The organism is Gordonia sp. SCSIO 19800 (genome assembly GCF_018132775.1).
Classification (GTDB): Bacteria; Actinomycetota; Actinomycetes; order Mycobacteriales; family Mycobacteriaceae; genus Gordonia; species Gordonia hongkongensis.
Map to the genome: position 1 here is coordinate 113,256 of NZ_JAGRQM010000012.1, position 24,386 is coordinate 137,641.

Sequence of the window (24,386 nt, forward strand, 5' to 3'; positions counted from 1 at the left end):
GGCGTCTGCCGAAACCGAAAAAAGTTCACCTCGTGATGCAGGATTGTTGCGTGCCGGACGACCTCGATTATCAGATCGTTCACGCTCTGCAGGTCGCGCCGAGGGCGCCGTGGGGCGTCGTCGGCGACGTCGTGGGCGTGAGCGCGGCGACCGCGGCCCGACGCTGGGAGCGGCTCGTCGACAGCGGTCTCGCCTGGATCGTGACCTATCCCGGGGCCGCGTACCTGAACACCCGCTGCAGCGCGTTCGTCGAGGTCCAGACCTCGTCACGGCGTGCGGCGCTCGTCGAGCGGTTGTCGGCGGACCGGCACGTGGCCACCATCCAGCGCACCGCGGGCGACGGCGACCTGCTGCTGACCGTGATGGTCCCGGATCTCGGCTTCCTCGGCGACTGGGTGCAGCGACTCGCCGACGTCGAGGGGGTCGCCCGGACCCGGACGAGGGTGGTGATGCGAGTCTTCGGCGAGAGCGAACGCTGGCGGGTGCACACACTGTCCGACGCCGACGAGTCGGTACTCGCCGAGCACCGACCCGAGCACCGCCCGCTGGCGCACGAACCCGATGAGATGGATCTGCGACTCATCGCCGCCCTGGCGCAGGACGGCCGGCGTTCGGCGGTCGATCTGGCGACCGCGAGTGGTCTGAGCGCGCCGACCGTTCGGCGTCGGCTGACCGCACTCGTCGCCGAACGCGTCCTGTCGATCAGATGCGAGGTGTCGCACGTGATCAGCGGATGGCCCGTCACGGCGAACGTGTGGGCGCGGGCGTCGTCGAGGTCGATCGCGGCGCTCGTCGACGCGCTCGACGAACTGCCCCAGGTACGGGTCTGCTGTGAGGTCACCGGTACCGCGAACATCGTGATGGCTGTCTGGTTGCACACCGTCGGCGAACTGTCCGAGTTCGAGCAGCAGCTCGAGAGCCGGGTGCCGGGACTCGTCGTCGCCGACCGGTCGGTCACCCTGGAGACCCCGAAGCGCCTCGGCTCACTGCTGGACCGGTCGGGCTGTCGCACGGGCTCGGTTCCGGTGGTGCTGTGAGATGACCACGTCGACCTCGCTGCGCTTCGCCCTGCTGATCACCGTGGCCTGTGGCTTCCTCGACAGCTACACGTATCTGTCCCGGGGCGGGGTGTTCGCCAACGCCCAGACCGGGAACGTCATCCTGCTCGCGTTGAATCTGTCGGAGCAGCACTGGTATCAGGCCTCGGGTCATCTCTGGCCGATCCTCGCGTTCCTCGTCGGCGTCGTGCTGGCGGTGCACGTGAAGGCCGGCCGCTTCGACCATCTCCTCGTGTACCCGATCCGCGTGACGATGGCGCTGCAGGTGAGCATCCTCGTCGTGATCGGCTTCGTCCCCACCTCCGTCCCGCACTCGTTCGTCACCATCCCCATCTCGTTCATCACCGCCATGCAGATCGAGTTGTTCCGCAACATCGGCGATCTCAACTACATCGCGGTGGCCACGACCGGGAATCTGATGCGCCTCGTGGAGGCCGGGTACGGCGTCACCGTCGACCGGGCCCCGGACGCGCGCAAGGCCCTGACGGTCTACGGCCGCGTGGTCGGGGTGTTCGCCGGCGGCGCACTCGTCGGGGCGGTCTGCACCCAGGTGATGGGTGGCCGCGCCGCCTGGGTGCCGGCGGGTTTCCTCGCGGTGACGCTGTTGCTCTTCGTCATCGACGAACGCACCGACCCGTCACCTACGGTGGGGTCATGACCCCACACGCGCCCGTGGTCGCCCTGCTGATCTCGCCCGACGATCCCCCGCCGGGCAACCTCGCCGAGCTCGAGGAGCTCGCGACGGTACGGCTCTGCACGGCCGACGATCTCGGCGCGGCCCTGCCGGGTGCGGACGTTCTCGTGTTGTGGGACTTCTTCTCCCGTGGCCTCGCCGACCACTGGGGCGAGGCCACGGCATCGTTGCGCTGGGTTCATGTGTGTGCGGCGGGCGTCGACTCGTTGCTCTTCGACGGGCTACGGGCCTCCGACGTCGTGGTGACCAACGCCCACGGCGTCTTCGACCGGCCGATCGCGGAGTTCGTCCTCGCCGCAGTCCTCGCGCGGCACAAGGGTTTACACGAATCGATGGCGCTGCAGCGCGATCATGAATGGCGACATCGCGAGACCGTGGCGACCCACCGCACCTCCGCCCTGGTCATCGGGACCGGCGGGATCGGCCGCGCGATCGCGAAACTGCTTCGCGCGGTGGGTGTCCGGGTGGTCGGGGCGGGCCGGACCGCTCGCGACTCGGATCCGGACTTCGGGCATGTCGTGGCCACCGACGATCTCGCCGCACAGGTCGGCGGATTCGACACGGTCGTCGCGATCGCGCCGCTGACCGAGCAGACCGCCGGGATGATCGACGCGACGGTGCTGGCGGCGATGAAACCCGGTGCCCACCTCGTCAACGTCGGCCGCGGCGAACTCGTCGACGAGGCGGCCCTCGTGGAGTCGCTCCGCTCGGGCCACCTCGGTGCGGCCACCCTCGACGTCTTCGTGACCGAGCCGCTGCCCGCCGACAGCGCGCTGTGGGATCTGCCCGGGGTCGCGATCTCGGCGCACATGAGCGGAGATGCCGTCGGATGGCGCGAGGCGCTGGCCGAGCAGGTCCTCGACAACCTGCGGCGCTACGTCGCGGCGGGTACCGCGGACCCGGCCGAGATGCTGGTCAACGTCGTCGACAAGGAACGCGGGTACATCCGGGTAGGCGGATGACCTCACCGCGGGCCCGCCGATAGTAGGCTGTAGCGCGATGACCACCGTCTATTTCCTGATCGCCGCCGTGGCCCTACTGGGTGCGGGTGTCCTGTTGTGGCTCGACCGCCAGCGGTCGAGCGTCGCACGGCACCAGCGTGCGGTCTGGGGCGATGAGCACGAGTTCAAGTTCCGCGAGTCGGACACCAAGCTGCGCAAGGTCTTTCGGCGCGCCACGATGAACGTCGGCGACCACATCCCGGTCCAGGACGTCGCCTACGGCCACTACGCCGGGGTGGAGGCCGTGGTCTTCGACCTGTCCGAGACCGCGACCGTGATCGCCGTCCGACGCTCCTCGCCCTCGCACGTCGTCGTCGACCTCCGGCACGAGGACGTCCTCGCGCCCGCGGAGGAAGACGTGGAACTGCTGGGCGCGATGGGCCCGCGCGTCATGTTCTCGAACAACCTCGACGTCGCCCGCCGGGTCTGCGACCGCCGCATGGTGGCCCTCGCCAACAAGGCGCCCGCGTTCGTCGAGGTCCTGTGGAACGAGGGCAACTGGGCGCTCGGCTCGATGCCGGTGACCAACGACCCGGCCAAGCTGAACACCGGCCTGGAGGTCGTCCGCCGGTTCGCCGATCTCCTCCGGGTGCTGCCGCCGATGCGAGAGCCGGAGGATTCACCCGATCCGCGCGACCCGCACGGACCCACGCGGGCCGAGCTCGCCGACGAGAAGACCGAATCCCTCCGCGACAAGCGCCGTCGACAGGCCGCCGGCACCTCGACGGCAGCGGCGTCCCAGACCGGCGCGTCCGGAGATCCCGAGAGCCCGGCTGCGGCCCGCAAGCCCCCGGCCTCTTCAACCGGGGGCCGCCGGATGTCGCCGATGCCCGTCCGCGGGTCCGCCGGGACCTCCGACGACGCACCCCGCCGCGACACCGGCGAGCGGCCCAACCGGCACCGCAACTGATCGCGAAACGCTCCATGTTCGACCGAGAGGGAAGCCGCATGTCCTCGTCCGCCCCGGTTCCCGCCGAGACCCCGCAGGTCGACCCGACCGCGAAGGCGCGGCTCGCCGAGCTCGTCCGCGACCTCGCCGTGGTCCACGGCAAGGTGACGCTGTCGTCGGGCAAGGAGGCCGACTACTACGTCGACCTGCGCCGCGCGACGCTGCACCACGAGGCCTCCCGCCTCATCGGCCGGTTGATGCGGGAACTGACCGCGGACTGGGACTACGTCGCCGTGGGCGGCCTCACCCTCGGCGCGGACCCGGTGGCGACGTCGATCATGCACGCCGACGGGAGGCCGATCGACGCCTTCGTCGTCCGGAAGGCCGCCAAGGCACACGGCATGCAACGCCAGATCGAGGGTCCCGACATCGTCGGCCGCGACGTGCTCGTCGTCGAGGACACCAGCACGACCGGCGCCTCACCGTCCACGGCTGTCGAAGCCGTCCGCGGTATCGGCGGCAACGTCGTCGGGGTGGCCACTGTCGTCGACCGCGCGACCGGCGCGGACGCGGTCATCACCGGTCTGGGCGTGCCGTACCGCTCGCTCCTCGATCTCGGTGACCTCGGGCTTGCCTGAGGCCGGCCCGGCGGGCTCCGCCGACGAGACCGGCGCGGTACCCGGTCCCACCGAATGGCAGACCGGGCCGGCCGTGGGAGTCGGGCCCTGGGCCGACGAACATCCCGATCAACCCGTACCCGCCGACCCGCGCCTCGACGCCGAGTTGCTCGCCCACGGCGACACCCGCAACGTCGCCGACGCCTATCGGTACTGGTCGCGCGAGGCGATCGTCGCCGACATCGATGCCCGACGACATCCGCTGCACGTCGCCATCGAGAACTTCGCCCACGACGCCAACATCGGCACCGTGGTGCGCACCGCCAACGCCTTCGCGGTGGCCGCCGTCCACATCGTCGGACGACGTCGGTGGAATCGTCGCGGAGCGATGGTGACCGACCGCTATCAGCACCTGATGCACCACGAGACGGTGGCAGATCTCATCGACTGGGCTCGTGACGAGGGACTGACCGTGGTGGCGGTCGACAACACGCCGGGAGCCCTGCCGCTCGAGACGGCGGATCTACCGCGCGACTGCGTGCTGGTCTTCGGGCAGGAGGGTCCGGGGGTCAGTGACGACGCGCAGCGCGCGGCCGACCTCACCGTGTCGATTGCGCAATTCGGTTCGACGCGCAGTATCAACGCGGGCGTCGCGGCCGGGATCGCCATGCACGCGTGGGTCCGTCAGCACGCGGACCTCGACGCCGCGTGGTGACGGGACTCAGTTGGCGGGAGGGGCGGAGTTGTTGGCCTCGTCGGAGGAGGGCAGGGGCTCCTCCTCGACGACCTTCTTCCGCGAGCGCAGGATGCGCTTGACGATCTCGGAGATGATCGGCAGCACCGAGATGAAGACGATGAACAGGAAGATGTAGTCGATGTTGTCGCGGATGAACTCGATCTGGCCCAGGAAGTAGCCGAGCAGGGTGACACCCGCACCCCAGGCGATCGCGCCGACGATGTTGTACGTGAGGAAGATCGGGTACCGCATCTTCGCGGCGCCGGCGACCAGCGGGGCGTAGGTCCGCACGATGGGGACGAAGCGCGCGAGGATGATCGTCACCGGGCCGTGCTTCTCGAAGAACTCGTGCGCTTCCTCGATGTAGACCTGCTTCAGGATCTTCGCGTCCGGCCGGAACAGCGAGTACCCCGCCTTTTTACCGATCCAGTAGCCGACCTGGTCGCCCAGGAACGCCGCGATGGGGATCAGGACGAGCAGCACCCACAGCGGGGCGAAGGGCTCGATCTCCGCCGACTTCGCCGCCACGATGAGGCCCGCGGTGAAGAGCAGCGAGTCGCCGGGGAGCAGCGGGAAGAGCAGACCCGACTCGATGAACACGACCAGCAGCAGACCGGCCAGCATCCACGTGCCGAACGAATTCAGCAGGTTCACCGGATCCAGGAATCCCGGTAGCAGCGCCAGGTTGGTGGTCGTGGTGGCAAGCGCGGAGTCGATCACGGGGAGCCAGAGTACCTGCGCGTCCGTCGAGGACAGAATCTCACGGGTCCGCCACCGCCGTTTTCCAGCAGGTCCGGGCACGAATGGTGCCCGCGCCGGGCGATGTGGCACCTGCCATACTGGGAGAAGTCCGGCCGCGGGAAGTCCGGCTGCTCGCCACCGAAACATCAGTCGACGGCGAGAGAACCCGAACACCAGAGCACATCAACACCCTGGAGGATTCGTCGATGCCCATTGCAACCCCGGAGCAGTACGCCGAGATGTTCGACAAGGCGAAGAAGGGCGGTTACGCATTCCCCGCGATCAACTGCACCTCGTCGTCGACGATCAACGCCGCGATCAAGGGTTTCGCCGATGCCGGCAGTGACGGGATCATCCAGTTCTCGACCGGTGGCGCCGAGTTCGGGTCCGGCCAGGGTGTCAAGGACATGGTGACCGGAGCGGTCGCCCTCGCCGAGTTCGCGCACGTCGTCGCGGCCAAGTACGACGTCCTGATCGGTCTGCACACCGATCACTGCCCCAAGGACAAGCTCGACACCTACGTCCGGCCGCTGCTGCAGATCTCGCAGGAGCGCGTCGACGCCGGTCGCTACCCGCTTTTCCAGTCGCACATGTGGGACGGCAGCGCCGTACCGCTCGACGAGAACCTGGAGATCGCCAAGGAACTGCTGGCCAAGGCGGGCGCGGCCAACATCATCCTGGAGATCGAGATCGGCGTGGTCGGCGGTGAGGAAGACGGCGTCGAGAACGAGATCAACGACAAGTTGTTCACCACCCCCGAGGACTTCGAGAAGACCATCGAGGCGCTCGGTGCCAGCGACTCCGGCAACCGTTACCTGCTCGCGGCGACCTTCGGCAACGTGCACGGCGTCTACAAGCCGGGCAACGTCAAGCTGCGTCCCGACGTCCTCAACACCGGACAGGAAGTGGCGACGAAGAAGCTCGGTCTGGCCGAGGGTGCCAAGCCGTTCGACTTCGTGTTCCACGGCGGTTCGGGCTCGCTGAAGAGCGAGATCGACGAGGCCCTGAGCTACGGCGTCGTGAAGATGAACGTCGACACCGACACGCAGTACGCCTACAGCCGCCCGGTCGCCGGCCACATGTTCAGCAACTACGACGGTGTGCTGAAGGTCGACGGCGACGTCGGCAACAAGAAGGTCTACGACCCGCGTAGCTGGTCCAAGAAGGCCGAGACCAGCATGAGCGAGCGCGTCGTCGAGGCGTGCAACGACCTCAAGTCCAACGGCAAGTCCCTGACCGCCTGACGGACGCACAGCATTCTGCCCGCACCCTGAAAGGGGTGCGGGCAGAACTGTTTTCAGGCTTGGAAGGCCCGGTCCCCGCGGCGGCCGGGTTCAGGTGATGGCGAGTCCGACGACGACCGCACCCGCGAGAGCGATCATCACGAGCGCCGCGATCACGACGGCCGGGTCGACACGCGACCGCGATCGCCGCGGCGGTTCGACCGGATAGGGCCGGATCCGGGTGCTCGGTACCCGGTTCTCCCCGAGACGGGTGTCCGCGGCGGGACGCGGCCGCGGCGCCGATGCGGCGGGTGCCACCGGACGGGACGGCGGGGTGTAGAAACCCGGCGTGGAGCGGCCACCCGGTTCCGGGCGGCGGGCCCGGCCGGTGTCCGCTCGTCACGTGGGGTTGCACACCTTCCAGTCGTCGCCGTCGCGCTGCAGGTTCAGCGTGACGGTTTCGGGCTGGTCCGGGGCGTTGGTGTGCACCGCGACGACTTCGACGACGGCCTGATCGCCGCCCTCGACGACCCGGACCGCGTTGATCGACTGCGTCTGAACGAGCTCGTTGCGGGCCCGCTGCGCTTCGTAGGTCCGCTGATAGGCGGCGTCGTCGAAGTCGCTGTAGAACGCATTGAGTTCACCGCAGGTGACCGATCGCAGGGTCCCGAGGTCGCCCTCGTAGAGCGCGGTGGTGTAGTCCATGGCCACGGTCGCGGCCTCATCGGCGGGCGCCGGTGCCTGCAGGCTGCTGTAGGCGAAGATGCCGCCGACGACGGCCACGATGGCCACCACGATCGCCGCCGCGGCGATCAGCAGACCCTTGCCGCGCTTCTTCCGCGGTGCCTTGGGGCCGCTGCCCGGGATGACCTGGGGTTCGCGGTCGGTGGTCGTCCATCCGGCGGTCGACGCGGCCACGGCCGGCTCCGGGGTCGTCCGCGCGTCGTCGTCGGCCGGCGCGTCGGGCTCGGTCCGGGCTTTGGCGGCGGCGGATGCCGCTACTGCCGCCGGGATGACGGCCGTCGCCGCGTCCGAACCGGAGTCGTCCTCGTCCTCGGTGTCGGTGTCGGCGTTGTCCGGCTCGGTGGCGTCGGTGTTCTCGCCGGTCGGGACGGCGATCGCCTCGGTGGGGGAGTCGGCGTCGGAGTCAACGTCGGCGGCAGCGTCGGTCTCGGTCGGCGAGTCGACCTCCGTCACGGCCGAGTCGTCTGCTGTCGAGGCGTCTGCTGTCGCCGCGTCCGCGGGGGTCTCATCCTGGACAGGCTGTTCCGCGACCGGCTCCCCCGGTGCTGGTTCGGTCTCGACGCCGTCGGCCTCTGCGCCCTCTGCCTCTGCGCCCTCTGCCTCTGCGCCCTCGGCTTCGGCCGGCTCGTCGTCGGCGTCCGACTCGGCGACGGGGTCCTGGTGAGCCTCTGCGTCGTCTGCTGTGGCCTCGTCCGTCGCTGCCTCGTCTGGAGCCACGTCGGTGTCCACGGACTCGGACTCGTCGTCGGCGTCACGAGTCGTTCCGGCTGCCACGGCCGCAGCGCCCGCCGCGGCCACACCGGCGCTGACCGCGGTGCCCGTGGACGGGTCCGTGTCGTCGTCGGCGAGCGCCGGTTCGACGGCCGCACCGGTGTCCTGGTCCGACTCGGATTCGGGCGCGGACCCGGACTCGGTGGACGCGGTCTCGGCGTCGGAGTCCTCGGTCGTGGAGTCGGCGCTCTCTGCTCCGGCGGACGCTGCCTCGGGTTCCGGGGCCGTCGGGTCGATGTCGTCGAGGTCCTCGAGCTCGGCGGCGTCCGGGAGATCAGAGCGACGGATGACGGTGGTCGCGGAGTCGCTCGGGCCGAGCCGGGCCGGTGCCGGCGGGGCGGCCTCGGCGTCGCCGGGCTCGGTTCCGTCGGTCTCCGCGGCGTCGGGTGCCTCGCTGAGCGGGTCGATGTCGTCCAGGTCTTCGAGGTCCTCGGCGGACGGGAGGTTGTCGCGATTGATGATCTGGGTGGCGCCGTCGATCCCACGCCCACCTCTCGGGGTGGGTGCCGCGGGCTGCTTCGCGGCCTTGTCTGTCGCGTCCTTGTCCGTCGCATCCTTGTCGGTCGCGGCGTTGCGCGTCGTGGTCTCCTCGGACGTGGACGCGTCTGTCGTGGACTCCGCTGGGGTCGCCTCGGTCGGGGCGGCCGTGTCGTCGGCGGTCTCGTTCTCGGTGGGATCGTCCACGGGTGGCTCGTGACCCTCTCTGCTGGTGCTGGGTGGAGCGGCGTCGGTGCCGGTCGGAACAGTACCGGGGGTCGGCCGCGTGTCCGTCTGACGAGCCCGGCGCTCGTCCCGCACCTGCTTGAGCGTCGACAGTGCCTTGGTGACAGCGGCTCTCGGCCTGTCGGATCGCGCCATCGACTGAATCACCCCGCATCTCGCCCGTGCACGACTACGGCCCGGCCGCCCGGCGTCGCCGTCAAGCGGCGGGCAGCAGGACCGATTGCGCCATTCACCCTAGCGAACGGCCCGGCGGTCCAGCACTAGGGCATTTGATCGAATGGGCGCCGGCCGCCGCGAGCGAACGGAGTCGGAGTCCGCAGGCGGTGCTTGAATAGAGGACATGACGTCTTTCGGAGATCTTCTCGGCCCACAACCGGTTCTGCTCACCGGGGACGACGACGCCGAATCGGACCTGCTCAACGGTGCGGCTGCGGCGGAGGTCGCGGCCGCCCACCCGACCGCCTCGATCGCCTGGGCCCACCTCGCCGAGGCAGCTCTCGAGTCGTCGAAGGGCGCCGCGGCCGGTGGCGACATCGACACCGCCGCGGTGATCGCGGCGTATGCGTACGCGCGGACCGGTTACCACCGCGGCCTCGACCAGCTCCGACGCCACGGTTGGAAGGGTTTCGGGCCGGTGCCGTGGAGTCACGAACCCAACCGCGGCTTCCTCCGCTGCGTCGGGGCACTGGCCCGGGCCGCCGAATTGATCGGCGAGGAGGACGAGCACCTGCGCTGCCTCGACCTGCTCAACGACAGCGACCCGCGCGCGGCCGCCGAACTCGGCCTCGTGTGATCGCACCGAGTCGATCGGTCACCTGCGGATGACGTCCGCCTGATGGCTCCGAGTGCCGCGAACCCTTCGTACCCGCGCCGGGTGTTCAACGCGATGCCCGCGCCTCTGAAGAGCCGCCTGCGCCGGCTGCGCGTGTCGCTGGTCCCGATCGTCCAGTGCGCGCTGGCGGCGGGGGCGTCGTGGTGGATCGCGGTGGAGATCTTCGATCATCCCGATCCGTTCTTCGCGCCGATCGCCGCGGTGATCTCGCTCGGCCTCTCTCTGGGACAGCGCTGGCGCCGGGCCGCCGAACTCGTGGGCGGCGTCGCGATCGGCATCCTCGTCGGCGACCTCTTCATCAGTCTCGTCGGCGAAGGCGCCTGGCAGATCATGGTCGTCGTCGCACTGGCGATGACGGTGGCGGTCTTCCTCGACGACGGACCGCTCGTCCCCATGCAGGCCGCCTCGTCGGCCGCGCTGGTCGCGACGCTCCTCCCGCCCGGTGGGGTGGCGGGTTTCCATCGCGCGATCGACGCCCTCATCGGCGGGCTGGTGGGCATTCTCGTGGGTGCGTTGCTGCCGGTGAACCCGGCCAGCCGGGCGCGACGCGACGCGGCGGGCGTCCTGGCGACCGTTCGTGACGCGGCACGCCAGCTGGCCACCGGACTCCGCGAACGCGACGAAGAACTGATCGCGGCAGCCCTCGAAGCAGGTCGCGGGACGCAGGCCGAGATCAACAAGATGCGATCGGACATGACCGGCGGCCGCGAGGTCACCCGCATCTCGCCCCTGTACTGGGGATCGAGGATGCGGCTGGACCGGATCTCGGCAACGGCCGACCCCATCGACAACGCGGTCCGCAACTTCCGGATCATCGCCCGGCGTTCCCTCGGCCTCACCCAGCGGGGTGTCGCGGTGCAGCCGGAGCTGATCGAGATCATCGACGATCTCGCCGGGGCGTTCGAGGTGTTACGCGCGATGATGATGGCCGACCCCGGCGACGAACCCGATCAGGCCGATGCCGCGCGGGTGATCCGCAGCATCGTGCGCAAGGCGCGTGCCGATCTGGTGACCAACAGCGAACTGTCGGAGGCCGCCCTGCTGGCCGAGATCCGTTCGCTGCTCGTCGACCTGCTGATGACCGCGGGTCTGCGCCGGTCCTCCGCGCTGGCGACGCTGCGGAGCTGACCAGCCTGTTGCCACATATGCGAACTTCTGCATATATTGACCGGCATCATGGGGCACTCACATTCGCACTCGCACGCGCCCGCCGCCGGGACCGCGGGGCAGCGTCGGCTCTGGCCGATGGTGCTGGCGGTCGGGCTGATCGGCAGCTACTTCGTCGTCGAGCTCGTCACCGGCATCCTGGTGAACTCGCTGGCGCTGATCGCCGACGCCGGACACATGCTGACCGATGTCGTCGCGCTCGTGATGGGCCTGATCGCGCTGTTGCTCGGCCGGCACGGGCGGATCACCGACACCCGTAGTTTCGGCTGGCATCGCGCCGAGGTGTTCACCGCGGTCGCCAACGCCGTGCTGCTGATGGGGGTCGCCGCCTTCGTGCTCTACGAGGCGGTCGAGCGGATCGGCAGCGATCCCCAGGTCCCGGGGCTCACCCTGATCGTCGTCGCGCTGGTGGGCCTCCTCGTGAACCTCGGGGTGATGCTGCTGTTGCGGGCCGACGCAAAGGAATCGATCGCGGTCCGCGGCGCCTACCTGGAGGTGCTGGCCGATGCCGTCGGCAGCGTCGGCGTACTGGTGGCCGGCATCGTCGCCATGACGACCGGTTGGGGGTACGCCGACATCGTCGTCGCGGTGCTGATCGCGCTGTGGGTGGTCCCGCGGGCAGTGCGGCTCGCGCTCGACGCGCTGCGGATCCTCAACCAGCAGGCGCCGGCCCACGTCGACGTCGAGGCGCTGCGGGCCGACCTGGCCGACATCCCCGTCGTCGACGACGTGCACGACCTCCATGTCTGGACGCTCACGACCGGGATGGACGTGGCCACCGTCCACCTCGGCAGCAGTCGGCCCAACGGTGAGGTGTTGCCCGCCGCGCAGGCCGTCCTGGCCCGTCACGGCCTCGAGCATGCGACGGTGCAGATCGACCCCGACGACCACCAGCGACGTTGTCGTGACGAGATGACCTGGTGACCGTGCGTCGTGGCGCCGTGAATGTCGGTTATGCCCTACATTTCGGCGAATGGAACGACGCGATTTTCTCGCGGTGCTCGCCGCCGGCACCGTGGGGGCTCTGACCTCGAGCGCCCTCGTGGGCTGCGCGACGCCGGTCCCGGCGGCCGAAATCGACCCGGCCGATGGGCCGTCCACGCCGCCGCGGACGACCAGCACGACGCCCGTCCCGTCGTCGGGACTGTTGCCGCCGGCGGTCGGAACCCGCCGACCGCTGCCCGACGGGGCCATCACCGCACTGCCCGGTCCCGGCCGGTGTCTCGCGCTCACGGTCGACGACGGCGCGAGCTCGGAGGTGATCGGCGCCTATGTGAAGTTCGCCCGGGACACCGGTGCCCGGTTCACCTTCTTCGTCACCGTTTCATTCGACGGCTGGACCGACCACCGCAGCACCCTGCGGCCGCTCGTCGAGTCCGGCCAGATCCAGCTGGGCAACCACACGTGGAGTCATCCTGCGCTCACCGAGCTGTCCTCGCGCGGGGTGGCCGACGAACTGCGGCGGACCAAACGGTTCCTCCGCAACCAGTTCGGTGTCGACGGGACGCCGTACTATCGCCCGCCGTTCGGGTACCACGACGCTGGCGTCGACGCGGTGGCCGCCGACCTCGGTTACACGGTGCCGACCCTCTGGTACGGCTCGTTGTCCGACTCCGGCCTGATCACCGAGAAGTACCTCATCCGTTGCGCGCGCAAGTACTTCCGTCCGCAGAGCATCTTCATCGGCCACGCCAATCACGAACCGGTGACCAAGGTGTATCCAAAACTCGTCGAGATCATCCGAAATCGCAAGCTGCGCATGGTGACACTCGACGACTACTTCGCCGCGGGCCGCTGAGGTCCGACCGCCCCTCCCGTGGCGACGGCGAGGTGCGGACACCGACCGCAACTTTTCGTTCACGCTGATTCGTAGTCGTCGGATCGGGTGGCCGCGTCGTTACCGTGTGTCGGTCATGGCTACCTCCACGCTTCCACCCGTGCTCGCCGGCGAGACCGACGTCGAACGTCGCAAACGGCTCCGGACCGTCGTCGCCGCAAGCCTTCTCGGCACCACCGTCGAGTGGTACGACTTCTTCCTCTACGCGACCGCGGCGAGCCTCGTGTTCAACCAGTTGTTCTTCCCCGACCAGAGCTCGTTCGTCGGCACCCTGCTGTCCTTCGCGACGTTCGCGGTGGGCTTCGTCGTGCGCCCGATCGGCGGAGTCGTCTTCGGGCACATCGGCGATCGCATCGGCCGCAAGCGCACGCTCGCGATCACCATGGTGATGATGGGCGTCGCGACCGCCCTGATGGGTGTGCTGCCCACCGCCGAGACGGTCGGTGTGCTCGCCCCGATCCTCCTGCTCCTCCTGCGCATCGTGCAGGGTTTCGCGCTGGGCGGGGAGTGGGCAGGTGCGGTGCTGCTGTCGGTCGAGCACAGCCCAGACGGCAAGCGCGGTCTGTTCGGGAGCATCCCGCAGATGGGCCTGGCCCTCGGACTCGCCTTGGGCACCGGAGTGTTCGCGCTGCTGCAGGTGGCCCTCGACGAGCAGGCGTTCCTGACCTACGGCTGGCGCATCGCGTTCCTGGTGAGCATCGTCCTGGTGGTCATCGGGTTCGTCGTGCGGTTGAAGGTCGACGAGACGCCGGCGTTCGCCGAAGTGGCCGAGCTCGCCAAGAAGTCCACGGCACCACTGCGCGACGTCGTGGTCCCGCCGAACACGCGCAACACCGTTCTCGGCCTCCTCGCCCGATGGGGAGAGGGATCGGCCTTCAACACCTGGGGCGTCTTCGCGATCGCCTACGCGACCAGCGAACTCGACATGGAGAAGGTCCCGGTCCTGGTGGCCGTGACCATCGCCTCGCTCGTGATGGCGGCCCTGCTCCCGTTCTCCGGACTGCTCACCGACAGGTACGGCGCCAAAACGATCTACCTGATCGGGATCACCGCCTACGGCGTCGCGGTCTACCCGGTGTTCGCGCTGTTCGGGACCTCGAACCTGCTGTGGTTCACCGTGGGACTGGTGATCGTCTTCGGGGTGATCCACGCACTCTTCTACGGCGCGCAGGGCACCCTGTTCGCGAGCCTGTACCCGACCCCGGTGCGCTACACCGGACTGTCGGTCGTCTACCAGTTCTCCGGCATCTACGCCTCGGGTCTGACGCCGCTGATCCTCACCGCGCTGATCGGGGCGGCCGGCGGGTCACCGTGGCTCGCCGCCGGTTACCTCGTGCTGACCGCGATCATCAGCGTCGTGGCCACGACGCTCATCCGGCGCGACGATCTCCACCTCACGACGGGCCCCCAGGCGCGGCCGGTCGCCTGAGTCCCGGATCAGGGGCGCACCAGCAGGAGATCGGTGACGTGGCGGTAGAACGTCGAGCGCTTGAGCACGCGCGGGTTCACGACGCCCTCGCGCTCGACGACGACGTTGGTCCCGCCCGTCTGACACGCGCGCCCGGTGAACCACTTGCCCGGCAACAACATCCGCTCCACCTGCGCGCGGAGGCCGGGTGCGGTCAGGGTCGGTTCGATGAGGATCGAACGCACCTCGCCGTCGAAGAGGCGCTCGTTGTCGACGTAGGTCTCACCGTGCAGCTTCGCGCCCTCGGCGCCCAGGTGACGCGCGCTGCCGACGATGACGGTCGCGGCGTCGTCGCGGACGAGCGGCACCGCGACCGCGGTGCCGTGCTCGGCGAGCTCGCGGGCCGCCGGCCCGTGCGGCAACCGGTAGCGACGCGTCGCGGGCGTGGCCTCGGCGGAGACGTATGCGATCTCGACGTCGAGTCGTTCGGTGACCATCAGTGCGGCCAGCACCTGGGACAGGAAGATGTCGTTCTCGTGCGCCACGGTCGGTGCGAAGCGCTCCGCGACGCGCGGCTCGACGACGAGTCGGGTGACGTCGGGATCGGTGAGGGCGTCGGCGACCGCGGCGCGGACGGCCTTCTTGTCGTCGGCGCGGCTGGTCTGGCTCAGAAGGGCAAACGGCACGCGGATAGCGTATCGAGCGCGCCGACCCAGTAGTGTTGGTCAGGTTTGGTCCCAAGCGCGCCACACAAAGGAGTACCGGACATGGCCGCGATCGTGCTTATCGGAGCCCAGTGGGGTGACGAGGGCAAAGGCAAAGCGACCGACCTCCTCGGAGGCCGGATCAACTGGGTTGTCCGCTACCAGGGTGGCAACAACGCCGGGCACACCGTCGTACTCCCCACCGGGGAATCCTTCGCGCTGCACCTCATCCCGTCCGGCATCCTGACGCCCGGCGTGCAGAACGTCATCGGCAACGGCGTGGTCGTCGACCCCGGCGTGCTGCTCACCGAGCTCGGTGGCCTCGAGGACCGCGACGTCGACACCTCCGGCCTGCTGATCTCCGCCGATGCGCATCTGCTCATGCCATACCACGTCGCGATCGACAAGGTCACCGAGCGTTTCCTGGGCAACAAGAAGATCGGGACCACGGGCCGCGGCATCGGTCCCTGCTACCAGGACAAGATCGCTCGCGTCGGCGTGCGCGTCGCCGACGTCCTCGACGAGAAGATCCTCACCCAGAAGGTCGAGGCGGCGCTCGAGCTGAAGAACCAGATCCTGGTCAAGATCTACAACCGCAAGGCCCTCGACCCGGCGCAGGTCGTCGACGAGGTCCTCGGGCAGGCCGAAGGATTCAAGCACCGCATCGCCGACACCCGGCTGCTGCTCAACCAGGCCCTGGAGAGCGGCGAGACGGTGCTGCTCGAGGGCTCCCAGGGCACCCTGCTCGATGTCGACCACGGCACCTATCCGTATGTGACGTCGTCCAATCCGACCGCCGGCGGCGCCGCGGTCGGCGCCGGCATCGGACCCAACAAGATCACCACCGTCCTGGGCATCCTGAAGGCCTACACCACGCGCGTGGGCTCCGGGCCGTTCCCCACCGAACTCTTCGACGAGTGGGGCGCCTACCTCGCCAAGACCGGCGGCGAGGTGGGTGTCACCACCGGTCGCGCTCGCCGCTGCGGCTGGTTCGACGCCGTGATCGCCCGCTACGCGACCCGCGTCAACGGCATCACCGACTACTTCCTCACCAAGCTCGACGTCCTCTCCAGCCTCGACACCGTGCCGATCTGCGTGGCCTACGAGGTCGACGGTGAGCGCGTCGAGGAGATGCCGATGACCCAGACCGGCTTCCACCACGCGAAGCCGATCTACGAGGAGATGCCCGGCTGGTGGGAGGACATCTCCCAGTGCAAGACCTTCGACGAACTGCCCCAGAACGCGCAGAACTACATCCTGCGGCTCGAGGAGCTCTCGGGTGCGCACATCTCGTGCGTGGGCGTGGGTCCGGGACGGGACCAGACGATCGTGCGGCGCGAGATCGTCTGACCCTTCGCTCCTGGGGTTTCGGCGGCTTGGCGGCCGTCGAGGTCTACGAAAGAACACCCGTGAGCGTCTGATTTCATGCTCCCTGAGCAGCCTATGAGGGTTTGTGTCAACAGGGTCCTGTGGTGGGTGTGGGCGTGGGTGTTCGGCCCGGCGGCCGGTTGGCGTGTCGGGATGGGTGCGTGGTGGGGGGTTCGGGTTGGCCGGGGTCGTGCCTGGCGCGGGCTCTACCTAGCGTTCAAACGGGTTGCTACCCAACAGCCTTCATTCGAGCTTGGTTCGCGCCGGGGGTGGGGACTGCTCAGGCTCAGGGTCGGGCTTGGGTGCCCAAGGTGCAGCGAGCTTGTCCCGGCCGGAGGGTTTAGGGGTCAGGCGGCGGTCCTTTCGGCGGGTCGGGTACGGCCGGCAGCGATGTCGGGGTTCCAGGCAGTGTTGGTGGTGATGACGACGAACAGTTGCCGCAATAGGGCGGCAGCGATCGCGACCCGGGCCTGGTTGGGGTTGAGCTGGTTGGTGTCTCGGCTGGTCAGGTGGCGGTAGCGGGCGGCGTAGACCTCGTTGTGGGTGAGCGCGGCGAATGCCGCCCGCCAGGCGGCGACCCGCAACAAGGGCCGGCCACGCCCGCTGATGCGGGTGGTGCCGCGGTAGTTGCCGGAGGAGTTCTCCCGCGGGCACAGTCCGGCGTGTTTGACCACCGCGCGTGCGGAATCGAAGCGGGTCAGGTCCCCGGTTTCGGCGAGGATCGCCGCGACCGAGACCGCCGAAACCCCCGGGATGGACTCGGCGAGGGCGCGTAGGCCCAGCCCGGTGAGGACCTCGATCATGAGGTGTTCGACCTGCTCGCAGGCGGTGCGGGCGTGCCCGAAATCGTCGAGAGCGTAGCGGGCGCGTTCCAGCGCACCAGCCTCGCCGGTGATCGTGGTCTCGGTCGCGAAGGCGGCGTCGACGAGTGCGACCAGGATGCGGGTGGTGACCCGACGCCCACCCCAGCGGGGCAGCTCGGCGCGCACCTGCTCCCGTAGCCACGCCACCGCCTGGTCGCGGCTGCTCTGGGCGGTCAGGGGTGTCGGGTCAGCGCCGATGACGGCCATCGCGGCCAGCCAGGTCACCGATTTGAACGGCTGCCCGGCGCAGTCGAGCGCTTCTGGCCAGCTGCTCTCGAGCAGATCGCGGGCTTGTTGTTGGGCTGCGCTACGGCGGGTGAGTTGCTGGGATCGGCGCACACCGAGGTGGCGTAGCCTGCTCCATTGCTCGTCGGCGTGTTCGGGTAGGTAGAGGTGGAGTTGGGTGGTCAACCGTGCGATCAGCAGGGCGTCTTTGTCGTCGGATTTGTCGTGGGTGAAGTCTTCGGTCTCCCGGGCGCGAGAGACGGCGATCGGTTGCACGCACACCATCTGCACCCCGACCGCAGCGGTGAGGTCTCGGACTGTTTTGCAGCGATGCCCGGTCGGTTCACACGCGATGACGATGCCGGCAAACCCCGCAGCAGCAGCGGCGGTACGGCTCCACTCGATCGCGGTGGCCAACTGTGGTGGCGCGCAGTGAAACGTGCGGCGCGCCACGATGCGGGAGTCGTGATCGACCACCGCGACGACTTGTTTGTTCGATGCCAGATCGATCGCTGCGACCGCGTGGTCGCGGCGCACGATCCCCCGGAACCGGGTCAACCGATCGTTCCGACGCTTGTCACCTCGACTCAAACGACTAGCCTTAGACATTGACATCCTCCTTTTGTGGTTGGGATAACCAAGCCCCTTATGACCACATCAGGAGGATGTCCCAGTTACCAAAGCCCTTCCAGCTATTACTAGGTGCGAGCGAAGCGAGCCACGAAGGGCTCGCAACGTGTCTCACCAGGCCCTTCGTGGCTCGTCGCTTGCGCTCCTCGCACCTCAGGGGCCAGTGGGGCGGCGGGCAGTTGCTTGCGCTCCTCACACCTCAGGGAGCAATGGGGTCGCTTTCTTCGGATTAGAGAGCAGGGTTGGGGCGGGGTGATGCTCCGCTCGGCGAGCTCGTCGCGGAATCGCGGTCGGCTCGTGATTAGCTAGTGCCCATGCGTGCCAAGCGGGGGAGTCGCGACTACGGGTCCATCCTGCTCGGCTCCGTCGGCGAGAGCTCGGTCAAACAGCGGGTCCGCATCCAGACGCTGCTGACCGCGTCGATCGTGGTGGCCAACCTGTTCGGGGCGATCGTCGCGGTCGCGCTCACCGCGGTCGGCATCCCGCAGCCGACCATCTTCACCGCTGAACTGTGGTGGGTCAACTTCATCGTGGTGCCCGTCTACATCACCGCAGCCTTCGTCGTGGGAATCGGATGGGGCACCTACGTCGGCGTCCGTGATCTGCGCTGGGCGATCCGCGACGTCGCGCCGACCAAGCGCGATGCCCGTCGGACGATGCGGCTGCCGTGGCGGTTGTCACTGGTGCAGGGATTCCTGTGGGGCATCGCCACCGTGATGCTCACCATCATGTACGGGATCGTCGACCCGCAGCTGATCCCGAAGACGCTGTTCGTGGTGAGCCTCAGTGGCGTCGTGGTGGTGGCGATCTCGTATCTGTTCATCGACTTCACGCTGCGCCCCGTTGCGGCGGAACTGATCTCGGCCGGACACCGTCGACGCAAACGCACCGGTGTGAAGGCGCGCTCGGTCGTCTCGTGGATGGTGGGTTCGGCGATCCCGATCATCGGCATCCTGCTGGTGCTGGCCTTCGGGCTCGCGCGGGACGAGACCTCCAAGCTCGACCTGTTCGTCGGGGCCACGGTCCTCGGGGTCACCGCACTCTTCACCGGCCTGCTGCTGACGCTGCTGTCGAGCATGAGCGTCACCGGCCCCATCCGCAGCGTGCGCGCCGGGATGAACCGCGTGAGCGACGGTGACCTCGACAACGCCGACCTCGTCGTCTACGACGGCACCGAACTCGGCGACCTGCAGGTCGGTTTCAACTCGATGGTCGCCGGACTCCGTGAGCGAGAACGGATACGGGACCTGTTCGGGCGGCACGTGGGCCACGAAGTCGCTGAGGCGGCCATGTCGTCGAACCCGGAACTCGGTGGGACCGAACGCCTCGCCGCCACGCTGTTCGTCGACGTCATCGGATCGACGACACTTGCCGCACAGCGCCGTCCGACCGAGGTGGTCGAGATTCTCAACAAGTTCTTCGCGGTCATCGTGCGGGCGGTCGAGGAACACGACGGCCTGGTGAACAAATTCGAGGGCGACGCGGTGCTCGCCATCTTCGGTGCACCCATCGACCTCGACGACGCCGCCGGCAGCGCTCTTGCCGCCGCTCGCGACATCGCCCGTGGCCTGGCCGAGGAGGTGCCCGACCTGTCGGCCGGGGTCGGGGTCAGCCACGGGGCCGTGGTCGCCGGGAACGTCGGTGCCATCGAGAGATTCGAGTACACCGTCATCGGTGACCCGGTCAACGAGAGTGCCCGCCTGTCGGAACTGGCCAAACGGGATCCGCGGCGGCCGTTGGCCTCCGGACGGGCGGTCAAGGCCGCGCAGCGGGACGAGGCCGAGCGGTGGGAGGAGCAGGAGACCACCTCGCTGCGCGGCCGGACCGAGGAGACGACCGTGTTCGCCGCATTTGTCGACGACGAGTGAGGGTCTCGCTCAGCCGATCGCGTCTTCGGAGCTGATCAACCGCCCGTCCGGGCCGACGATGCTCAGGCCCAGTCCGTCGAAGACAGAGTACTTGTACCCGTTGTTGTAGGCGACGTAGTAGTGACGGCCGCTGCCGTTCTCCTGCACGTGCACCTCGGACACCGGGATGCACAGGGTGTTCCCACTCGAACGCGCGACACCCCGGTACTCGAGGGTGCCGTCGGCGCGCCACTGACAGATCGACGCCGCCGACCGGTCGGTGACGACGGAGGTGACGGTCCGTTGTCCGGCATCGCAGGACGGTGCCGAGGGCGCGGCAACCGCGGTCGAGGTGCCGACGGCGAGCGCGCCGGCGGTGAGAACGAGGGAAGCGCCGGCAGTGGCCAGGCGGGTGATGGTCGTGTTCATGAGAGCGAAGGTAGGACAGGGCTTGTCGAGTGGGAATGGGCAGAACTCCCCGGGTTCGTTCGGATGGGGGACCCTTCGAGACGCCCTCCGCAAGCTCCGGGCTCCTCAGGGAGCTAGGGATCCCGGTCGCCCTGCCCCTCGGCGAAGTCGAGCCGGCGCAACGCGATTCGCAGCACCTCGTCGTCGATGCGTCCGGCATCGCGTTCGGCGATGAAGACCGCGCGCTGGATCTGCAGGATCTCCGTCCGGAGTCGTGCCCCGGCGGACGTCGGACTCTCGCCGAGATCCTCGGGACCCCGGCCGAGTTCCTCCCAGGCCACATTGCGCTGCGTGGTGATCCACTTGCGCAGCATCGCCACCTGGAGCCGGCGCGGATCGTCGTCGGACAGTTCGGTGGCGTAATCGTCGAGGCGCCGTTCGGATTCCCGGGACGCACGGTCCTGCGCGGCCGCATACGCCAGCCGGTCCTGGGCGCGCTCGTCGCCGCTCACCCCGAGGAAGCGGATGACCCAGGGCAGGGTGGTGCCCTGGATCAGCAACGTCCCCACCACGACCACGAATGTCAGGAACAGGATCTCGGCGCGGGCGGGGAACGGTTCATTCGTCTCGGTGTAGACGGGGATGGCGAACGCGGCGGCCAGTGACACCACGCCACGCATACCGGCCCAGGAGACGACGAACACCGACGCCGGACTCGGCGGCGGCTCGCGGTCGCGGATCCGTCGCGAGAGCAGTCGGGGCAGATAGGTCGCCGGGTAGACCCAGACGATGCGCACGAGGATCGTCGCCGCCAGGACCGCCGCGGCGTCGATGGCGATCTGCGTCCACGACTCGTTCTCGACACCCTCGATGAGCATGGGCAGCTGGAGCCCGATGAGCAAGAAGACGAACGACTCGAGGATGGTGTCGATCGACTTGCGCACCGCCTCGTCCTGCAGGCGCGTCGCATAGCCCAGCCGCACCGACCGGTGGCCGAGGTAGAGACCGGCGGTGACCACCGCGATGACACCCGAACCGTGCAGTTCCTCGGCCGCGTAGTACGTGGCGAACGGGACGATGATGCCGATCGCTGTCTCCATCGGCGGGTCGGTGAGCCAGACACGCACCCAGGACACGACCACCCCGACGAGGAGGCCCACGACCAGGCCGCCGAGGGCGGCCACCGCGAACGTCAGGACGCCTTCGCCGACCGTCGCGGTGGCCCCCACCGCCGCGGCGAGCGCGATCCGGAACGCGGTGAGGGCCGTCGCGTCGTTGAGCAGGCTCTCGCCGCCGAGCAGCGTCATCATCCGGCGCGGCAGACCGAGCCGGCGGCCGATCGCCTGCGCCGACACCGCGTCCGGCGGCGCGACGACCGCGCCGAGGACCAGTGCCGCGGCGAGCGGGAGATTGGGGACGACGAGGTATGCGACGTATCCGACCACCAGGGTCGTCACCAGCGGCAGGCCGACCGCCAGGAATCCGATTGCACGCCAGTTGGCGCGGAACGCCTGATAGGAACTCTCCTGCGCGGCCGAGTACAGCAGCGGCGGCAGGATGAGGAAGAGCACGAGCTCGGGTTCCAGGGCCACCGACGGCAACTCGGGAATCCATGCGATCCCGAGACCGACGGTGACCAGCACCAGCGGCGAGGACCAGCCATAGCGACGACACAACGCGGCGACCGCCACGGCGATGACCGCGACCAGCAGTAGCGATGCGCCCATTCGAGCGACTCTAATCGCGCCGGCCCGATGGATAATGTCGGGCATGAAGATCTTTCGGCGGAAGTCATCGTCCGCGGCCGCGCCCGGGCCGCCGGGGTCCGGTTCCGACGCCTCGAGCACGGCGCGCTGCGTCGAACTGGAGTCGTTCGACGCCGCGCCGGCCGCCGACCCGGCGCCGGCATCGGGCGACGACCGCAGTTGCCAGGACTGTGTCGCGATCGGCGAGACCCACTGGGCACATCTGCGGAAGTGCCTGACGTGCGGGCACATCGGTTGTTGCGATTCGAGCCCGCGACGACACGCGACCGGTCACTTCCACGAGACCGGGCACCCGGTCATGCGTTCGGCCGAGCCGGGCGAGGTGTGGCGGTGGTGCTTCGTGCACGAGGTGACGGGATGACCACCCGACGGTCCCCGGTGTGTCCGACGAGGTGGAGGAGTGCGCCGGGATCTGTGCTGGCGGCAAGTAGGATTTGAGGATGACGTCGAACAGCGAGAGTGCGACCAGCGCAGCCCAGCCGGCGCCGACGACCGGGCCGCCGGACGTCATCGGCACGCCGCTGAGTCCGACCGCGACCAAGGTGATGGTCCTCGGAGCAGGTGAACTCGGCAAAGAGGTCGTGATCGCGTTCCAGCGCCTGGGCGTCGAGGTCGTCGCCGTCGATCGCTACGCCGACGCGCCCGGCCACCAGGTCGCACACCATGCCGAGGTCATCGACATGACCGATCCCGCCGCCCTGCACGCGGTCATCGACAAGCATCGTCCCGCGTACGTGGTGCCCGAGATCGAGGCGATCGCCACCGAGGCCCTCGTCGACGTCGCCGAACGCGGTATCGCCGAGGTCATCCCGACCGCGAGCGCTGTCGTCGCCACCATGAACCGCGAAGGAATCCGACGTCTCGCCGATGAGGAACTCGGGCTGCCGACGTCGCCGTATCTCTTCGCCGGCACCCTCGAGGAGGTCACCGTCGCGGCCCGCCAGGTCGGGTTCCCGTGTGTGATCAAGCCCGTCATGTCGTCGTCGGGCAAGGGACAGTCGGTCGTGCGGGGCCCCGAGGAGCTGGCCTCGGCCTGGGAGACCGCGAACACCGGCGGTCGGGTGCAGGGCAGTCGCGTCATCGTCGAGGGCTTCGTCGAATTCGATTACGAGATCACCCTTCTCACGGTTCGTGCGATCGATCCGGCCACCGGCCGGCTCACGTCCCACTTCTGTGCGCCCATCGGCCACCGGCAGATCAACGGCGACTACGTGGAGAGCTGGCAGCCCCATGAGATGAGCACCGACGCGCACGCCTCGGCGACCTCGATCGCGGCGCGCATCGCCACCGCCCTCGGTGACGGAAAGCTGGCCGGGCGCGGCGTTTTCGGCGTCGAACTGTTCGTCAAGGGCGACGACGTCTACTTCTCCGAGGTCAGCCCGCGGCCCCATGACACCGGCCTCGTCACGATGGCGACCCAGCGCCTGTCCGAGTTCGAGATGCATGCACGCGCGATCCTCGGTCTCCCGGTCGACGTCACGCTCGCGTCCCCGGGTGCCTCGGCCGTCATCTACGGGCAACTCGACGAGCCGGCGATCGGTTTCGAGAACGTCGCCGCCGCACTTGCCGTACCCGAGACCGACATCCGACTGTTCGGCAAGCCCGAGAGCTTCCACCGCCGGCGCATGGGCGTGGTCACCGCGACAGCCGACGACGTGCCGGTCGCGCGTGAGCGTGCCGTCCGCGCCGCGTCGCTCGTCACACCCGTGCCGGGCCGCCCGGCCGTTCGCAAGGCCACTAACCTTCCGCCGACCCCGCCCCCGGCGCCTCCGCGACGCCCCGGGCCACCGCCCGGCCCGGTCGGCCCGCCGCGCGGACCCGTGGGTCCGCCTCCCGGTGTACCGAAACCGCCGGGTGCGCCGCTGGGACCGCCGCCCGGTCGTCCGGGACCGCCGCCCGGGCCCCGGCCACCCGTACCGCGGCCGGCCGGGGGTCCGCGCCCGGTACCGCCCGCGCCGATACCCCCGTCGGGGACCCCGCCGCGTCCGTCGGGCCCGCCGCCACGGCCGGCCCCGCACGAAAAGGCCCCGCACGATCAGGCCCCGGCGATGACCTCGATGGTCAAGACCGACGACCGGCCCGCCGACGCGCGCCCCGGTGCGTCGTCGAAGCCCGGCGAGTGATCGGACGAGGT

Annotated in this window: 23 protein-coding genes; 16 read left to right on the forward strand and 7 right to left on the reverse strand. The window is 69.1% G+C overall.

Annotated elements, in window-relative coordinates; all coding sequences use genetic code 11:
- Positions 1 to 50: 50 nt before the first annotated feature.
- From KB201_RS15140 to KB201_RS15165, 6 genes are read left to right on the forward strand one after another with little or no spacing between them, the layout of a single operon-like run.
- Positions 51 to 1,037, forward strand: a complete 987-nt coding sequence (locus tag KB201_RS15140; protein WP_165629630.1) for an Lrp/AsnC family transcriptional regulator — start codon at positions 51 to 53, stop codon at positions 1,035 to 1,037.
- Between the two features lies 1 nt (position 1,038).
- Positions 1,039 to 1,716 carry a YoaK family protein gene (locus KB201_RS15145; protein WP_165629631.1) on the forward strand — a complete coding sequence of 226 codons (678 nt, stop codon included), beginning with the start codon at positions 1,039 to 1,041 and terminating at the stop codon, positions 1,714 to 1,716.
- Positions 1,713 to 2,714 (forward strand): D-2-hydroxyacid dehydrogenase, encoded by a 1,002-nt coding sequence (locus KB201_RS15150; protein WP_165629632.1) that lies wholly within the window; start codon positions 1,713 to 1,715, stop codon positions 2,712 to 2,714. The genes KB201_RS15145 and KB201_RS15150 overlap by 4 nt, the downstream gene beginning before the upstream one ends.
- 37 nt (positions 2,715 to 2,751) lie before the next feature.
- Positions 2,752 to 3,663 carry a hypothetical protein gene (locus KB201_RS15155; RefSeq protein ID WP_165629633.1) on the forward strand — a complete coding sequence of 304 codons (912 nt, stop codon included), beginning with the start codon at positions 2,752 to 2,754 and terminating at the stop codon, positions 3,661 to 3,663.
- Positions 3,664 to 3,701: 38 nt separating this feature from the next.
- A complete protein-coding gene (gene pyrE, locus KB201_RS15160) occupies positions 3,702 to 4,280 on the forward strand; it encodes an orotate phosphoribosyltransferase (RefSeq protein ID WP_068971819.1) in 579 nt (192 codons plus the stop codon).
- On the forward strand, positions 4,273 to 4,974 hold the full coding sequence (locus KB201_RS15165; RefSeq protein ID WP_078112752.1) for an RNA methyltransferase: 702 nt from the start codon (positions 4,273 to 4,275) through the stop codon (positions 4,972 to 4,974). Before pyrE ends, KB201_RS15165 begins: the two co-directional genes overlap by 8 nt.
- 6 nt (positions 4,975 to 4,980) lie before the next feature.
- Here KB201_RS15165 and KB201_RS15170 read toward each other — a convergent pair whose 3' ends face one another.
- The gene (locus KB201_RS15170) at positions 4,981 to 5,715 is read right to left on the reverse strand and encodes a VTT domain-containing protein (RefSeq protein ID WP_211539618.1); all 735 of its coding nucleotides are present in this window, start codon (positions 5,713 to 5,715) and stop codon (positions 4,981 to 4,983) included.
- A 227-nt stretch (positions 5,716 to 5,942) separates the two neighbouring features.
- Here KB201_RS15170 and fbaA point away from each other — a divergent pair, with 227 nt between their 5' ends.
- Positions 5,943 to 6,980: a class II fructose-bisphosphate aldolase gene (fbaA, locus tag KB201_RS15175; protein ID WP_211539619.1), complete on the forward strand. Its 1,038-nt coding sequence runs from the start codon at positions 5,943 to 5,945 to the stop codon at positions 6,978 to 6,980.
- A 90-nt stretch (positions 6,981 to 7,070) separates the two neighbouring features.
- Here fbaA and KB201_RS15180 read toward each other — a convergent pair whose 3' ends face one another.
- Positions 7,071 to 7,277: a hypothetical protein gene (locus tag KB201_RS15180; protein WP_211539621.1), complete on the reverse strand. Its 207-nt coding sequence runs from the start codon at positions 7,275 to 7,277 to the stop codon at positions 7,071 to 7,073.
- Between the two features lie 81 nt (positions 7,278 to 7,358).
- A complete protein-coding gene (locus KB201_RS15185; RefSeq protein ID WP_211539623.1) occupies positions 7,359 to 9,158 on the reverse strand; it encodes a hypothetical protein in 1,800 nt (599 codons plus the stop codon).
- A 379-nt stretch (positions 9,159 to 9,537) separates the two neighbouring features.
- Between KB201_RS15185 and KB201_RS15190 the strand changes: the two genes are divergently transcribed.
- The 5 genes from KB201_RS15190 to KB201_RS15210 all read left to right on the forward strand — a co-directional run bounded on the left by KB201_RS15190 (position 9,538) and on the right by KB201_RS15210 (position 14,462).
- Positions 9,538 to 9,990 carry a DUF3151 domain-containing protein gene (locus tag KB201_RS15190; protein WP_086533917.1) on the forward strand — a complete coding sequence of 151 codons (453 nt, stop codon included), beginning with the start codon at positions 9,538 to 9,540 and terminating at the stop codon, positions 9,988 to 9,990.
- Positions 9,991 to 10,083: 93 nt separating this feature from the next.
- On the forward strand, positions 10,084 to 11,157 hold the full coding sequence (locus tag KB201_RS15195; RefSeq protein ID WP_374193933.1) for an aromatic acid exporter family protein: 1,074 nt from the start codon (positions 10,084 to 10,086) through the stop codon (positions 11,155 to 11,157).
- A gap of 48 nt (positions 11,158 to 11,205) precedes the next feature.
- A complete protein-coding gene (locus tag KB201_RS15200; RefSeq protein ID WP_086533915.1) occupies positions 11,206 to 12,120 on the forward strand; it encodes a cation diffusion facilitator family transporter in 915 nt (304 codons plus the stop codon).
- A gap of 49 nt (positions 12,121 to 12,169) precedes the next feature.
- Entirely contained in the window at positions 12,170 to 12,994 is an 825-nt protein-coding gene (locus tag KB201_RS15205) for a polysaccharide deacetylase family protein (protein WP_211539625.1), read from the forward strand.
- Between the two features lie 115 nt (positions 12,995 to 13,109).
- A complete protein-coding gene (locus KB201_RS15210; RefSeq protein WP_211539626.1) occupies positions 13,110 to 14,462 on the forward strand; it encodes an MFS transporter in 1,353 nt (450 codons plus the stop codon).
- An 8-nt stretch (positions 14,463 to 14,470) separates the two neighbouring features.
- Here KB201_RS15210 and KB201_RS15215 read toward each other — a convergent pair whose 3' ends face one another.
- Entirely contained in the window at positions 14,471 to 15,127 is a 657-nt protein-coding gene (locus KB201_RS15215; RefSeq protein WP_068971378.1) for a hypothetical protein, read from the reverse strand.
- Positions 15,128 to 15,208: 81 nt separating this feature from the next.
- On the opposite strand from KB201_RS15215, the gene KB201_RS15220 reads away from it, so the two are divergent.
- A complete protein-coding gene (locus KB201_RS15220) occupies positions 15,209 to 16,495 on the forward strand; it encodes an adenylosuccinate synthase (RefSeq protein WP_068971377.1) in 1,287 nt (428 codons plus the stop codon).
- A gap of 365 nt (positions 16,496 to 16,860) precedes the next feature.
- On the opposite strand, the gene KB201_RS15225 is transcribed toward KB201_RS15220, so the two are convergent.
- Positions 16,861 to 18,210, reverse strand: coding sequence for an IS110 family transposase (locus KB201_RS15225; RefSeq protein ID WP_211539627.1), 1,350 nt, complete (start codon positions 18,208 to 18,210; stop codon positions 16,861 to 16,863).
- 335 nt (positions 18,211 to 18,545) lie between these two features.
- On the opposite strand from KB201_RS15225, the gene KB201_RS15230 reads away from it, so the two are divergent.
- Positions 18,546 to 20,099, forward strand: coding sequence for an adenylate/guanylate cyclase domain-containing protein (locus tag KB201_RS15230; RefSeq protein WP_068971295.1), 1,554 nt, complete (start codon positions 18,546 to 18,548; stop codon positions 20,097 to 20,099).
- Positions 20,100 to 20,108: 9 nt separating this feature from the next.
- Here KB201_RS15230 and KB201_RS15235 read toward each other — a convergent pair whose 3' ends face one another.
- On the reverse strand, positions 20,109 to 20,507 hold the full coding sequence (locus tag KB201_RS15235; protein WP_068971291.1) for a hypothetical protein: 399 nt from the start codon (positions 20,505 to 20,507) through the stop codon (positions 20,109 to 20,111).
- A gap of 113 nt (positions 20,508 to 20,620) precedes the next feature.
- Complete coding sequence (locus KB201_RS15240) at positions 20,621 to 22,213, reverse strand: Na+/H+ antiporter (protein ID WP_211539628.1); 1,593 nt, start codon at positions 22,211 to 22,213, stop codon at positions 20,621 to 20,623.
- A gap of 43 nt (positions 22,214 to 22,256) precedes the next feature.
- Here KB201_RS15240 and KB201_RS15245 point away from each other — a divergent pair, with 43 nt between their 5' ends.
- Together KB201_RS15245 and purT are read left to right on the forward strand one after the other, a co-directional pair.
- Complete coding sequence (locus tag KB201_RS15245; RefSeq protein WP_211539631.1) at positions 22,257 to 22,613, forward strand: UBP-type zinc finger domain-containing protein; 357 nt, start codon at positions 22,257 to 22,259, stop codon at positions 22,611 to 22,613.
- Between the two features lie 79 nt (positions 22,614 to 22,692).
- Positions 22,693 to 24,375: a formate-dependent phosphoribosylglycinamide formyltransferase gene (gene purT, locus KB201_RS15250; RefSeq protein WP_211539633.1), complete on the forward strand. Its 1,683-nt coding sequence runs from the start codon at positions 22,693 to 22,695 to the stop codon at positions 24,373 to 24,375.
- Positions 24,376 to 24,386 lie beyond the last annotated feature (11 nt).